The 13,489-nt window shown below is 69.8% G+C and carries 12 protein-coding genes; 5 read left to right on the forward strand and 7 right to left on the reverse strand.

All coding sequences use genetic code 11. The features are described 5' to 3' along the window. Window positions 1–333: 333 nt before the first annotated feature. The gene (locus tag ACFVV1_RS01365; RefSeq protein WP_389982693.1) at window positions 334–1,032 is read right to left on the reverse strand and encodes a DUF402 domain-containing protein; all 699 of its coding nucleotides are present in this window, start codon (window positions 1,030–1,032) and stop codon (window positions 334–336) included. A gap of 323 nt (window positions 1,033–1,355) precedes the next feature. Next, complete coding sequence (locus tag ACFVV1_RS01370) at window positions 1,356–2,780, reverse strand: class II fumarate hydratase (RefSeq protein WP_389982696.1); 1,425 nt, start codon at window positions 2,778–2,780, stop codon at window positions 1,356–1,358. 107 nt (window positions 2,781–2,887) lie between these two features. On the opposite strand from ACFVV1_RS01370, the gene ACFVV1_RS01375 reads away from it, so the two are divergent. Then, window positions 2,888–4,417 carry a ricin-type beta-trefoil lectin domain protein gene (locus tag ACFVV1_RS01375; RefSeq protein WP_389982699.1) on the forward strand — a complete coding sequence of 510 codons (1,530 nt, stop codon included), beginning with the start codon at window positions 2,888–2,890 and terminating at the stop codon, window positions 4,415–4,417. A 361-nt stretch (window positions 4,418–4,778) separates the two neighbouring features. Here the strand turns inward: ACFVV1_RS01375 and ACFVV1_RS01380 are convergent, their stop codons facing one another. Continuing rightward, the gene (locus tag ACFVV1_RS01380; RefSeq protein WP_389982702.1) at window positions 4,779–6,107 is read right to left on the reverse strand and encodes an MFS transporter; all 1,329 of its coding nucleotides are present in this window, start codon (window positions 6,105–6,107) and stop codon (window positions 4,779–4,781) included. A gap of 70 nt (window positions 6,108–6,177) precedes the next feature. Here ACFVV1_RS01380 and ACFVV1_RS01385 point away from each other — a divergent pair, with 70 nt between their 5' ends. Continuing rightward, on the forward strand, window positions 6,178–7,164 hold the full coding sequence (locus ACFVV1_RS01385; protein ID WP_389982705.1) for a LuxR C-terminal-related transcriptional regulator: 987 nt from the start codon (window positions 6,178–6,180) through the stop codon (window positions 7,162–7,164). 103 nt (window positions 7,165–7,267) lie between these two features. On the opposite strand, the gene ACFVV1_RS01390 is transcribed toward ACFVV1_RS01385, so the two are convergent. Continuing rightward, window positions 7,268–8,935, reverse strand: a complete 1,668-nt coding sequence (locus tag ACFVV1_RS01390) for a fumarate hydratase (protein WP_389982708.1) — start codon at window positions 8,933–8,935, stop codon at window positions 7,268–7,270. 199 nt (window positions 8,936–9,134) lie between these two features. Between ACFVV1_RS01390 and ACFVV1_RS01395 the strand changes: the two genes are divergently transcribed. After that, window positions 9,135–9,797 carry a DUF1707 domain-containing protein gene (locus tag ACFVV1_RS01395; RefSeq protein ID WP_389982710.1) on the forward strand — a complete coding sequence of 221 codons (663 nt, stop codon included), beginning with the start codon at window positions 9,135–9,137 and terminating at the stop codon, window positions 9,795–9,797. Window positions 9,798–9,981: 184 nt separating this feature from the next. Beyond that, window positions 9,982–10,365 carry a WhiB family transcriptional regulator gene (locus ACFVV1_RS01400; RefSeq protein WP_389982713.1) on the forward strand — a complete coding sequence of 128 codons (384 nt, stop codon included), beginning with the start codon at window positions 9,982–9,984 and terminating at the stop codon, window positions 10,363–10,365. Window positions 10,366–10,650: 285 nt separating this feature from the next. Here the strand turns inward: ACFVV1_RS01400 and glpX are convergent, their stop codons facing one another. Then, entirely contained in the window at window positions 10,651–11,682 is a 1,032-nt protein-coding gene (gene glpX, locus ACFVV1_RS01405) for a class II fructose-bisphosphatase (RefSeq protein ID WP_389982716.1), read from the reverse strand. Window positions 11,683–11,823: 141 nt separating this feature from the next. On the opposite strand from glpX, the gene ACFVV1_RS01410 reads away from it, so the two are divergent. Beyond that, window positions 11,824–12,342 (forward strand): DUF4245 domain-containing protein, encoded by a 519-nt coding sequence (locus ACFVV1_RS01410; protein ID WP_389982719.1) that lies wholly within the window; start codon window positions 11,824–11,826, stop codon window positions 12,340–12,342. Window positions 12,343–12,421: 79 nt separating this feature from the next. Here ACFVV1_RS01410 and ACFVV1_RS01415 read toward each other — a convergent pair whose 3' ends face one another. Together ACFVV1_RS01415 and ACFVV1_RS01420 are read right to left on the reverse strand one after the other, a co-directional pair. Beyond that, window positions 12,422–13,012, reverse strand: a complete 591-nt coding sequence (locus ACFVV1_RS01415; protein WP_389982722.1) for a malonic semialdehyde reductase — start codon at window positions 13,010–13,012, stop codon at window positions 12,422–12,424. 197 nt (window positions 13,013–13,209) lie between these two features. After that, a complete protein-coding gene (locus ACFVV1_RS01420) occupies window positions 13,210–13,479 on the reverse strand; it encodes an exodeoxyribonuclease VII small subunit (protein WP_389982725.1) in 270 nt (89 codons plus the stop codon). Between the last annotated feature and the right edge of the window lie 10 nt (window positions 13,480–13,489).

A 13,489-nucleotide genomic window follows, 5' to 3' on the forward strand; every position in this document is an offset into this window, starting at 1 on the left:
AATCACCTCGTGGGGCGCTACTGTGCCCCGGCAGGAGCAGCGATAACAACGGCTGTCACCGGATGCCCCCGAAAGAGGGGCCGAAACCGGATGCCCGCAGGGTGATTCGCCGACAACGTTTCCGATGACGGGGCGGGCGACAGCGAGCACGTCTCCACCCCCTCGTAGTGGCTCATACGATTCATACGACTGATGTGGCTCATACAGCTCATGCAGTGCGTGTTGCTCGTGCGGTGACTTACGGTCAGGTGCGGTGCCCCGCACGCTGGTTGGAGTGGTGCGTCCCTCCGGAGGGTGATCCTACGGTTGCCCCCCTGGGGTGCATCAAGGGTCTCATGACGCCATGCGGGAGGGGGTACGGTCCCAGTCATCCGGGAGCGCCGGAACGCGCCACTGCGGATCGGGCCGCCAGTTCTCCCAGCCGTCCCGGAACGGCGCGCCCCAGTCCCGGATCACCTCGACGGCCGCGCGGCCCGCCTCCCGCACCCGTTGAGCGGTTCGCGGGGCCAGCAGACCGACCCGCTGCGCCTGGGCGAACTCGTCCTCGTCGCGCCAGACCCAGCTGTGATCCGGGTAGACGGAGATGTCGAGAAAGTGATCCTCGGAGTCGACGCCGCCGGCCCACCGGGTGCGCGGTTCCTCCAGGTTCACGTACCAGCTGCGGAACCTCCAGCCGGGATCCCAGAACAGCCACACCGACCAGGGGTCACCGGGACGGGCGAGCTTCAGCACGCCGTTGCCGAGCCAGGCCGAGCGGGCGGTGGTGCGCGGGGCGGTGTAGCGGGTGGCGAGCGGCTCGTCGTGCACCTCGGTGCCGTTGGCCAGCACCGGCTTCACGCACTCGGTGCCGGGCGCGACCCAGACGGCGAGCAACTCGTCGGTGTCCTGAACGACGGTGACGGGGCGGCAGATGTGGACCGGGCTCGGGGCGGGGTCCGGCGCGGCCTCCGCGGGCAGCGGGCCGTTGCCGCGATAGCGCCACAGGATCTGCTCGCCCGGCGCCCAGTGCTCGATGTACTCCGTACCTGCCATGGGCAGATCCTAGGGCCTGCCCGGCGGACCATGGCCGGGGTCGCGACGCCTGGCACGGCACCTCGCGGCGTTGCCGGAACGACCGAACAGCTCCTTCCCCGAGCTCTCGGCTTCGCTCGAGCAGGGGAGACCCCGTCTGCCTCAATCCTCCGCCTGGCAGCTGCACGCACCCAACCCCGCTCCTTCTTCCACCCTCCCATTGCCGGTCGGCCTCAGGACGCTCCGGCGCCTTGCGATGCACCGCACCGGACGCCGCGCCCTGCCCGACCCCGATCCGCCGGACAGGCCCTGGAGATGCCGCGGCCCCCTCGCTGCGACGCGTGTCACGGGCGGGTCATGCGCAACACGTCCAGCGCCTCGTCGAGCTGCTCCACCGTGAGGTCGCCGCGCTCGACATATCCCGAGTCCAGCACCACTTCGCGGATCGTCCGGCGTTCCGCGAGGGACTTCTTGGCGACCTTCGCCGCCTCCTCGTACCCGATGTACTTGTTCAGCGGGGTGACGACGGACGGCGAGGACTCGGCGTACTCCCTGGCCCGTTCGACGTTCGCGGTGATCCCGTCGATCGTGCGGTCCGCGAGCAGCCGGGAGGCATGGGTCAGCAGGCGTACCGACTCCAGCAGATTCTTCGCGATGACCGGAAGCATCACATTCAGTTCGAAGTTGCCCGCCGCGCCCGCGACGGCGACCGTCTGGTCGTTGCCCAGCACCTGGGCCGCGACCATCAGGACGGCCTCGGGAATGACCGGATTCACCTTCCCCGGCATGATCGACGAGCCCGGCTGGAGATCGGGCAGGCTGATCTCGGCCAGGCCGGTGCGCGGTCCGGACGCCATCCAGCGCAGATCGTTGGAGATCTTGGTGAGCGAGACGGCGAGGGTACGGAGCTGGCCGGACGTCTCGACGAGCCCGTCCCGCGCGCCCTGCGCCTCGAAGTGGTCCCTGGCCTCGGTGAGCGGCAGCCCGGTGACGCGGGCGACCTCGGCGATGACGGCGGCGGAGAAGCCGGGCGGGGTGTTGATGCCGGTGCCGACGGCCGTGCCGCCCAGCGGCAGCTCGGCGAGGCGTGGGAGGGAGGCGCGCAGCCGCTCGATGCCGTACCGGATCTGCGCCGCGTAGCCGCCGAACTCCTGGCCCAGGGTCACGGGCGTGGCGTCCATCAGGTGCGTACGGCCCGACTTCACGACCGTCGCGAACTCGGCGGACTTGCGCTCCAGCGCGGCGGCCAGATGGTCCAGCGCCGGGATCAGCTCGCCGGTGACGGCGGCGGTCGCGGCGATGTGGATGGACGACGGGAAGACATCGTTGGACGACTGCGAGGCGTTGACGTGGTCGTTCGGGTGGACCTCGCGGCCCAGGCGCTCGGTGGCGAGGGTGGCCACGACCTCATTGGTGTTCATGTTGGACGAGGTGCCGGACCCGGTCTGGAAGACGTCGATCGGGAAGTGCGCGTCCCAGCGCCCCTCGGCGACCTCCTCGGCGGCCTCCTGGATGGCCAGGGCGATGTCCGGGTCGAGCACCTTCAGTTCGGCGTTCACCTTGGCCGCGGCCGCCTTGATCCGGGCCAGGGCCTCGATGTGGGCCCGCTCCAGACGCTGCCCGGAGATCGGGAAATTCTCCACCGCGCGCTGCGTCTGGGCCCGCCACTTGGCGTCCGCGGGGACCCTCACCTCGCCCATCGAATCGTGCTCGATGCGGAAATCCGTACCGCCAGTGGGGGACTGTGTACCGGTCTGTGACTCGTCCATGGGGTGCAACCTCCTGAAAAAGTTGAGCACTTGTCTTGTTCTGTGTATTCCCAAGTCGCCTACCGACCAGTAAATACCGGGGGTAACCACAAACCCGGGGAGACGCAATGAGGCGTACCAGGTACAGACTTCGCTGTACGGTCGCGGCCGCCGCGGCCATGGCGGCGGCATTCGGCGGTACGGCCGCCGCCGCGGGACCGGCCGGCGCGGCGGACCGGTCCGCTACCACCACTACCGCATCCACCCCCCTGTCGCCCGAGCTGGAGGCCATCCGCGCCGCCGAAGCCACCCGGCTGTACGGCGACCCGGCCGAGCGCCCGCTCGCCGACCGCAAGACGGGGCTGATCTCGCTCGGCGACAGCGAGATCTCCGGCGAGGGCGTCGGCACGTACGAGGCGGGCACCAACGGCCCCGACAACTGGTGCCACCGCTCGCCCGACTCCGCCATCCACCGCACCGGAATCCCGGCCGACGTCACGTACAACGTCTCCTGCTCCGGCGCGTACACCGGCAACATCGTGGTCGGCGGATCGAAGCAGTACGCCGACGAACTCGTGCAGAGCGACAACCTCGCCGTCAAGGCCCGCAACACCCGCATCAAGATGATCGTGCTGGTCGCGGGCGCCAATGACGACCTCCAGTTCGGCCCCGTCATGACGGACTGCGTCCAGCGCTGGGTGCTCTCCCAGGGGACCTGCCAGCCGAAGTACGAGGGCGGCTGGCAGGCGCGCGTCGACGGACTCGTCCCCAAGGTCGAGAAGACGGTGCGCGATCTGAGGACCGTCATGTCCGACGCCGGATACGGCAACGGCGACTACAAGCTCGTCGTCATGGGCTACCCGAGCCCGATCGGCCCGGACTTCTACGACAACCCGGACTTCCCCGGCAAGCTTCCCGGTGGCTGCGCCGGATACGACTCCGACGCCGCCTGGGGCCGTGACGTCGCGGTCCCCGCCTTCGAACGCGGCATGCGCAAGGCCGCCGCCGACACCGGAGCCGTCTACCTCGACAACTCCCGGCTCTTCCACGGCCACGAGGTCTGCAGCGACAACACCTGGGCCCGCGGCCTCTACATCGACCTGTCGCACTTCCCGCCGGACTCCAACTCCGTCCGGCAGTCCTTCCACCCGAACGCGCGCGGCCACGCCGCCTTCGCCTCCTGCCTCACCCAGATCTACAACTCCTCCCTGCGCGAGGCGAGCTGCGCCGACCCGGCGAGCACCGGACAGCCGGTTCTCCAGGCCGCGGCGTGGGACGACGTCTTCAAGCCCCTGAAGAACGAGGCCACGGGCACCTGCGTGGACGTTCCCGCCTCGGTGACCCGCAACAACACCCGGATCGCCGGCTGGGACTGCCACGGCGGCCGCAACCAGGGCTGGTGGTACGACTCCGGCACGAAGACCATCCGTACGGAGCTGAGCCACGACCGGTGCCTCGATGTGCCGGGCGCCGACTACAAGGCGGGCGCCACGGTCATCCTGTGGAACTGCTCGGGCGCGGCCAACCAGCAGTTCGTCATGCAGTCGGGCACGGTACGCCCGGCGGCCTCGACCGGACTGTGCCTGACGCTCGCGGCGGCCAAGGACCCGCTCAAGCTGCAGAACTGCGACGGCGGCGCGAAGCAGCGATTCGCGTAACTCCGTCACGCGGTGCGGGGAGGCCCGGGCGTTTGCCACCCGGGCCTCCCCGCCCCGCACCCCGGCCGTACGTCAGCCGGACGTAAACGAACGCGCCCAGGACGGCGGCCGGATGGCCGGGGTCCGCGGCCCCGCACAGCTCGCGCGCCGAGTGCATGGAACCAGCCCCGGCACCCCCACGTCGACCGTCGGCACACCCAGCCGCGCCGCGGTGCGTGAAAGCTGCGGTGCCGGAGCGGCCCCGGGATCCGGACCGGTGGTACCGGCCGCACATCCGCGCCGGGGGGTGCCGGTGCGGGGCCGGGCGGCCGGTCGCGTACGGAGCGCCGAAGATTGGCTGAATATCGTCGTACGTGATCCCTCACGGCACCGGCCCGCCGCGATCGGCGCCGGAGCGGTGAGCGGGGACGTGACCGCGCCTGAGCGCCCCCGCCACCCGGATCAGGAACACCACGGCGATCACGATGGCCACCCCGTGCGACCAGGCGACGACGGTCAGCGGGCTGTGGCGGTCGAGCGCCGCCGCGACCAGGATCATGCCGACGCCGAACCCGAGGTTCTCGACGGTGGCGGAGAGCCCGAACGCATGACCGCGCGAATCGGCGGGGAGCGTCTGCAGATGCGAGGTGTACGAGACCTCGGTGAGCCCGTCGGCCGCCCCCGCGACCAGCGCGATCACGGCGGTCGCCGCCGACGGGAACCCGGCGAACGCCAGAATGAACGTCCCGGACATCAGGCACGTGCCGTACCCGAACCCCCGGGCCCCCACCGGCCGCCCGGTGCGTTTGACGTACCGCTGGATCGACTGCTGGGCGACGACGTTCCCCAGCGCCCACAGACACCAGAACGCGCTGACGAACACGGCGGGGTGCGAGGCGTCGAGCCCGGCGGAGTAGACCGGCAGCGCGGCGTTGTGGGAGGACGAACCGAGGGCGTCCGCACCCCGTAGCACCACCATCAGACCGAGACCGGGCGCGGCGGCCGACGAGAGGAACGCGCCCGGCACCCGCCACCGCCCGGCCCCGCTGCCGGCTCTCTCCTTGTCGGCCCTCCCCCTGCCGCCGCCCGCGATCGGCAGCAGGGCCACCGTCACGGCACAGACGACGAAGGTGGCCATGTCCACCACGAACGCGGCGGTGTAGCCGACCAGCGAGACCACCACACCCGCCGAGGCGAAGCCGGCCACCATGGCCAGTGAACGCCCGGTGATGGAAAGGGAGTTCGCCCAGGAACGCCGGTCGTCGCCGACCATCTCGGGAATGGAACTGCGCAGCGACACCATGAAAAGCGTTCCGCAGGCGCCGACCACCACGGAAACGGTCATCAGCGCGGCCGTCCGCATTCCCGGCGGCGCGAAGACCAACGACAGCATCACCGCCGCCTGCGCCACATTCGTCCACAGCATGAGGCTCTTCGCCGTGAAACGGGCGAGCAGCCCACCGGCGGCGAGCCCGGCGAAAAATCCGGACCCCAGGCGCACGGCCATGAACAGGCCCATCGCAAGCGCTCTGCCCGTCGTCTCGTAGACGAACAGATTGAGCGCCACCATGTTCAGGAAGGTGCCGTACGAAGAGAGGGAGTATCCGGCGACGAGGAATCGATAACGGCGCTCGCCGCGCGCGGGGCCGGCCGGGTCGGCGTCCGGAGCGCGGTCCGGCCGTTCGTCCGCCTGTTCGATGTCGTGCGTCACCGGCCCATACTCACCGAGCGGCCGTGCTCGCCCATGGCCTGCGGAGTGCACGAATGTAACCTGCATGCTTGTGAAGGACGATCAATCCGGCCCAGGGGCGTGTGATTGCCGCGAATCGTCACCGGACCGCGCCTGTGACACGGCCCTCGCGGCCTATCGGCGCGCTCTCACGGCAGGCAGCCTTCCGGCGGGCGACGTGCCCCGCTGCCTGAGCGCCCTTCACCTGATGGTGGAGGACCGTGACTCACCCGGGTACCTGATCCCCGTACCGCCCGAAACCGCCTCGTTCGACGCGCTCGGGCCCATCGAGGAGGCGATCGCCCGGCAGCGTCGCACGCTGCGTTCGGCCCGTGCCGCGCTCGCTGTGTTCGAGGGCCTGTACGCCGATGTGCACCGGCTCGAACAGCCCGCCCTCACCCGGCTGTCCGGCGCGGCCGTGATCGGCAAGGCGCTCGACGCGGGCGTCGCCGGCTGCCGCGAGGAGGTCCGCACCGCCCATCCCGGCGGCGGCCGTCCCGCGCAGACACTCGAGGAGTCGCTGCCCCGGGACCTGCGCAATCTGCGGCGGGGCATCCGGCAGCGGACGATCTATCAGCACACCGTCCGCTCGGACCGTACGACGCTCGCCTACATCGAGCGGGTGACCACCGAGGGCGCCGACGTCAGGACGCTCGCCGAGGTCGTCGACCGGATCATCGTCTTCGACCGCAGCCTCGCGTTCGTCCCGTACTCCGACGAACCGCACAGCGCCCTGCGCATCCAGCACCCGTCCCTGGTCCGCTTCCTGGCCCGCCACTTCGACGAGGCCTGGGCCCGCGCGGTCCCGGTCCGCCCGGAACGCGTACCGCTGCGCACCCCGGTCATCACCTCCGACCTGCAACGGACCATCCTGCAGGCGGTCGTGGGCGGCGAGACGGACGAGTCGATCGGCCGCCGGCTCGGCATGAGCCGCCGCAGCGTCGCCGAACACGTGCGGAGGGTCTCCGAGCAGCTGGGCAGCAACAGCCGCGCCCAACTCGGCTATCTGGTCGCCACGTCGGGACTCCTGGAGGAGTGAAGAGGAGTGAATACGGGGGATCGCGCAACGGCGCGGGGCGTCCCGGCCGATGAAACGTGACCGGAACACCCCGCAAGAACCGTGGCTACGGAGGACTGCCCCGTCAGGCGAGACCCGGGCCCCGCACCGGGATGCTGGTGAACGTCGGCGCCGGGGTGGGCTCGGTGAAGAAGTCGTTGCCCTTGTCGTCGACGACGACGAACGCGGGGAAGTCCTCGACCTCGATCCGCCACACCGCTTCCATGCCGAGCTCCTCGTACTCGACGACCTCGACCTTCTTGATGCAGTCCTGCGCGAGGCGCGCCGCCGGACCGCCGATCGAGCCCAGGTAGAAACCGCCGTGCGCGTCGCACGCCTCGGTGACCTGCCGGGAGCGGTTGCCCTTGGCGAGCATCACCTTCGAGCCGCCCGCCGCCTGGAACTGCGCGACATAACTGTCCATGCGGCCGGCCGTCGTCGGGCCGAAGGAGCCGGACGCGTACCCCTCGGGCGTCTTCGCCGGGCCCGCGTAGTAGACCGGGTGGTCCTTCAGGTACTGCGGCATGTCCTCGCCCGCGTCCAGCCGCTCCTTGATCTTGGCGTGCGCGATGTCGCGCGCCACGACCAGCGGTCCGGTCAGCGAGAGGCGGGTCTTGACCGGGTATTTGGTCAGCTCGGCGAGGATGTCGTCCATCGGCCGGTTCAGGTCGATCCTGACGACGTCACCCGCCTCGTCCAGGTGCTCGTCCGTGGTGTCGGGCAGGAAGCGCGCCGGGTCCTTCTCCAGCTGTTCCAGGAAGACGCCCTCGGCGGTGATCTTCGCGGTGGCCTGGCGGTCCGCCGAGCAGGAGACGGCGATCGCCACGGGCAGCGAGGCGCCGTGCCGGGGGAGGCGGACGACCCGGACGTCGTGGCAGAAGTACTTGCCGCCGAACTGGGCGCCGATGCCGATCTTCTGCGTCAGCTCGAAGACCTTCTCCTCCAGCTCCTTGTCCCGGAAGCCGTGACCCGTGGGGGAGCCCTCGGCGGGCAGCTCGTCCAGGTAGTGCGCGGAGGCGTACTTGGCGGTCTTCAGCGCGAACTCGGCCGACGTACCGCCGACGACGATCGCCAGGTGGTACGGCGGGCAGGCGGCCGTACCCAGCGAACGGATCTTCTCCTCCAGGAACTTCATCATGGAGGTCTCGTTGAGGACCGCCTTCGTCTCCTGGAAGAGGAACGACTTGTTGGCCGAGCCGCCGCCCTTCGCCATGAAGAGGAATTTGTACGCGCCGCCGTCGGTGGCGTACAGCTCGATCTGCGCGGGCAGATTCGAGCCGGTGTTCTTCTCCTCCCACATGGTGAGCGGAGCCATCTGCGAATAGCGGAGGTTGAGCTTGGTGTACGCGTCGAAGATGCCGTGCGACAGGGCCTCTTCGTCACCGCCCTCGGTGAGTACGTTCTGCCCGCGCTTGCCCATGACGATCGCGGTGCCGGTGTCCTGGCACATCGGCAGGACGCCGGCGGCGGCGATGTTCGCGTTCTTCAGCAGGTCGAGCGCGACGAACTTGTCGTTGGACGACGCCTCGGGGTCGTCCACGATCCGCCGCAACTGCGCCAGGTGGGCCGGGCGCAGGTAGTGGGAGATGTCGTGCATGGCCTCGGCGGCCAGCGTGCGCAGCGCCTCCGGGGAGACCTTGAGGAACGTACGACCGTCGGCCTCGAAGGTGGAGACACCCTCGGAGGTCACCAGACGATACGGCGTGGTGTCCTCTCCCAGGGGGAGCAGATCGGAGTACGCAAACTCTGGCATTACGGCCATTCCTCACTCGGCAGACAGCGACTGCCCTCCCTTGGGCAGCGCACCCACCAGAGTAGAACGCCGCGCGGACACCGGAGCTGTGAGGTAAGGCTCAGTTCGCTGTCCGTGCGGGGGTGCCGGCGCGGGGGCGACACGGCGGAGGCGGGGCGGGGGCTAGTCGCGATCTATCGCGTTTGGGTACGCTGGGCCGGTGGACCTCGAAAAGCACCCCCAGCAGCCCGTAGCCCCGGCGGAGCCGGCCGGTATCCGCGCCTCCGACGCGGACCGCGACCGGATCGCGGACATCCTGCGCGAGGCCATGGCCGAGGGCCGGCTCACCGCCGAGGAACACGCCGAGCGGGTCGACGCGGTCTACCGTGCCAAGACCGTCGGTGAGCTCGAACCGCTGGTACGGGATCTGCCCGCCCCGTCGGGCGCCTCCCGTCCGGCCGCCGCGCCCGACGCGTACGGCCAGGAGGGCCCGACGGGCCCCGCCGAGAACCTGGTGGCGATCTTCAGCAGCTCCACCCGCAGGGGCCGTTGGCGGGTCGGCGGCCGTACGAATGCCTTCGCGCTCTTCGGCAGTGTGGAGATCGATCTGACCGAGGCGCTTTTCGGCCAGAGGCTCACGGTGGTCAATGCGACCTCCATCTTCGGAAGTGTCGAGATCAAGGTGCCCGAGAACATCTCGCTGCGCGGCAGCGGCACGGGCGTCTTCGGTAATTTCGAAGTCGCCACGCTGGAATCCGCCGACCCCGAGGCACCAGTGGTCGTCGTCAATGGCTATTCGGTGTTCGGCAGCGTCGAGGCGAAGCCCAAGCGCGGGAAGTTCATCGCGGATCTCCAGGACCGGCTGCGTAAATACCTCGGCTAGGAGCCGAAGCGGTCCGTCCTTTTCTCCCCCTCGAACTCCTTCGAAATCAAGCCAGATTCCTGACCGATCGCATGGTCGCGGCCCGGAACCGGGGCCACGCAGTGCATAGGCGCACGCACAGCGGGTAGGGACTGCTGCATCGTCTCTCGCTCGCGAAGCCGTAAGCCGTCGTCAGGAGTAGACCGTGCTGCAACTGCCGCATCAGCCCCTGCAGGTCGCCGCCTTCCCTCCCCGGCGCATCCCCGCCCGGGAGGACCAGGCCGGCCCCTGGCACTCGGAGGCGGTGTGCCGCCGGGACGAGGCCGGGCTGTTCTTCGCCCCGTCGAAGGAGCCGACTGCTGCCAGACTCGCGCGCGAGGAGTCCGCGAAGCGGGTCTGCGCGCGCTGTCCGGTGATGGTCGAATGCCAGGAACACGCCCTTATACAGCCGGAACCGTACGGGGTGTGGGGCGGCCTCACCGCCGCCGAACGCCGTGTGGTGCTCGCCCGTCGCAGACGGCGCGAGATGGAACTCAAGGCGTCATCCGCATCCTCCGGCGCGACGGGCCGCATCGCAGCGGCGGGCTGACCGGTGGGCACGCGGCCCTGCGGTGGGGCCGGGATGCCTGCACGCCCGAGTGCCTGAGTACCGGGGGCTGAACCGGACCGGACCGGACCCTTCGCGCCGTCCGTACGTGTCCGTACGTGTCCTTACGTGTCCGTACGTGTCCGTACGTGTCCGTACGCGCCGTACGTGTCCGTACGCGCCGTACGTGTCCGTACGCGCCGTACGTGTCCGTACGCGCGAAGAGGCGCCCCCACCGCACACGGGGGCGCCTCTTCGCGTTCCTCTCCCCGGACCCCGGGGCGGGGGCTACTTCGCGCGGTCGAAGTCGATCGCGCTGTAGGCGCGCAGCTTCGACAGCCGGTGCGTCGAGTCGATCTTCCGGATGGTGCCGGACTTGGACCGCATGACGATCGACTCGGTGGTCGCCGTCTCCGCGCGGTACCGCACGCCGCGCATCAGCTCACCGTCCGTGATGCCGGTCGCGACGAAGAACACGTTGTCGCCGCTGACCAGGTCGTCGGTGGACAGCACCCGGTCCAGGTCGTGCCCGGCGTCCAGTGCGCGCTGCCGCTCGGCCTCGTCCTTCGGCCACAGCTTGCCCTGGATGACACCGCCGAGGCACTTTATGGCGCAGGCCGAGATGATGCCCTCGGGGGTGCCGCCGATGCCCATCAGCAGGTCGACGCCGGTCCCTTCGCGGGCGGCCATGATCGAGCCCGCGACATCGCCGTCGGTGATGAACTTGATTCGGGCGCCGGTCTCGCGGATCTCCTTGACGATGCCCTCGTGGCGGGGGCGGTCGAGGATGACGACGGTGACGTCCTCGGGCGCGGAGTTCTTGGCCTTCGCGACACGCCGGATGTTCACGGAGACGGGTGCGTTGATGTCGACGAAGTCGGCGGCCTCGGGGCCGGTGACCAGCTTGTCCATGTAGAAGACCGCGGACGGGTCGAACATGGCGCCGCGGTCGGCGGCGGCCAGCACGGCGATCGCGTTCGGCATGCCCTTGGCGTTCAGGGTCGTGCCGTCGATCGGGTCGACGGCGATGTCGACCTCGGGGCCGGTGCCGTCGCCGACGCGCTCGCCGTTGAACAGCATGGGAGCTTCGTCCTTCTCGCCCTCGCCGATGACGACGACGCCGTTCATCGAGACGGTGGAGACGAGGGTCCGCATGGCCTTCACGGCGGCGCCGTCGGCGCCGATCTTGTCGCCACGGCCCACCCAGCGCCCGGCCGCCATGGCGGCGGCCTCGGTGACCCGGACCAACTCCAGAGCGAGGTTGCGGTCGGGGGCCTCCGGGGAGACCTCGAGCTGAGACGGCAGATGATGCTCGGACATCGGAGCGCACCTTTCTGTACGACGACGACCGGAAGAGGGTGCTGTGACTCTATCGTCAGGTCGATAAAATGAGCAGACCGGGTCACGTATGAGCGGCTGCCCGGGGCTCGGGCCTCCCGGACCTGATGCGACCATGGACCCGTGGCTAGCAAGCGAGGCAAGCAGACGGTGCGGGACATGTTCCTGTCGATGGCGGTGATCTCCGCTGCGGCGGGGCTCGTTTACATCTTCGTTCCGCACGACGAGAACGCAAACCCGGTCAAGGCGGTCGACTACCGGGTGGAGCTCCTGACGGCGCGGCGCGCGGCGCCGTACCCGGTGGCCGCCCCGGACGGACTGGCCAAGGAGTGGAAGCCCACCTCGGTCAGTTACGACAGCGAGGCCGGCGACAGCTGGCACCTGGGCTTCCTCGACCCGGAGGGCAAGTACGTCGCGGTGGAGCAGTCCACCTCCCCGGCGAAGAAGTACGTGACCGAGGTCAGCCACGACGCCAGGGACACCGGGCGTACGCAGCAGGTCGCGGGCGAGACGTGGCAGCACTGGAAGGGCGACAAGTACGACGCCCTCGTGCGCCAGGGCAAGGGTGCGACCACGGTGGTCACGGGCTCGGCCTCGACGGAGCGGCTGGCGGAGATGGCGGCCGCACTCAAGTCGTCCTGACGCCGTAAGCGCACCTACGGATCCGGCCCTGGAGCAGCATGAGTGCTGCTCCAGGGCCGGATCCGTACGGGGGAGGCGATCAGACGGTCGTGACGACCTCGTCGTAGGCGAGGCGCGGCAGGCGCGGGAACCAGGCGTCCTCGCCCGGCTTGCCGATGTTGACGACCATCAGCACCTTGTGGTCGCCGTCCAGGAACTCCTTCTCGATGCCCGCGGCGTCGTAGCCGGTCATCGGGCCCGCGGCCAGACCGGCGGCGCGGACGCCGATGATGAAGTACGCGGCCTGCAGCGCGCCGTTGAGCGTGGCGGACGACTCGCGGACCGGGCGCTCGGAGAAGAACGCGTCCTTGGCCTGCGGGAAGTGCGGCATCAGGGCCGGGAGCTCCTCGTGGAACTCGTTGTCGGCGATCAGGATGGCGACCAGCGGGGCGGTCGAGGTCTTCGGCCGGTTGCCCTCGGCCATGTGCTTGACGAGGCGCTCGCGGCCCTCGTCGGAGCGGACCAGGACCACGCGCAGCGGCGACTGGTTGAAGGCGGTGGGGCCGTACTTGACCAGGTCGTAGATCGCCTGGACCTGCTCCTCGGTCACCGGCTCGTCGGTGAAGGTGTTGGCGGTGCGGGCCTCACGGAAGAGGAGGTCCTGGGCGGCGGGGTCAAGAGCGAGCGACATGGTGCGTATTACCTTCCGGGCGTGCAGGGGGATCAAGCAACGTCGGTCACCGTAACGGAGAGGTAGGTTAACTTTCAACAAAAATCGGAACGGAGTGATCCGTTCCACAGGGTGGCCCTCTTGCGCAGACGCGTACCCGTCCTGCCCGGACCGCCGCCACGGGCACCCCGCTCCGGCCGGGCTCGTCCAGGGCTGTCTCAGCCGTTGCGGCTGTCGTTGCCGGCTGTCGGTTCGCCGCCGTTCTCCGCGGGCCCCGCCAGGGCCGCGTCCAGCCGTGCGCGCGCGCCTTCGAGCCAGTGCCGGCACACCTTCGCCAGTTCCTCGCCCCGCTCCCACAGCGCGAGGGACTCCTCCAGCGTCGTACCGCCCGCTTCCAGCCGGCGTACCACCTCGATCAGCTCGTCACGGGCCTGCTCGTAGCCGAGCGTGCCCGTGGCACCAGCCGCCGTGGTCCCGTCGTCCGTCATGCGCTCCACC

It is taken from the genome of Streptomyces sp. NPDC058092, assembly GCF_042884935.1.
Classification (GTDB): Bacteria; Actinomycetota; Actinomycetes; order Streptomycetales; family Streptomycetaceae; genus Streptomyces.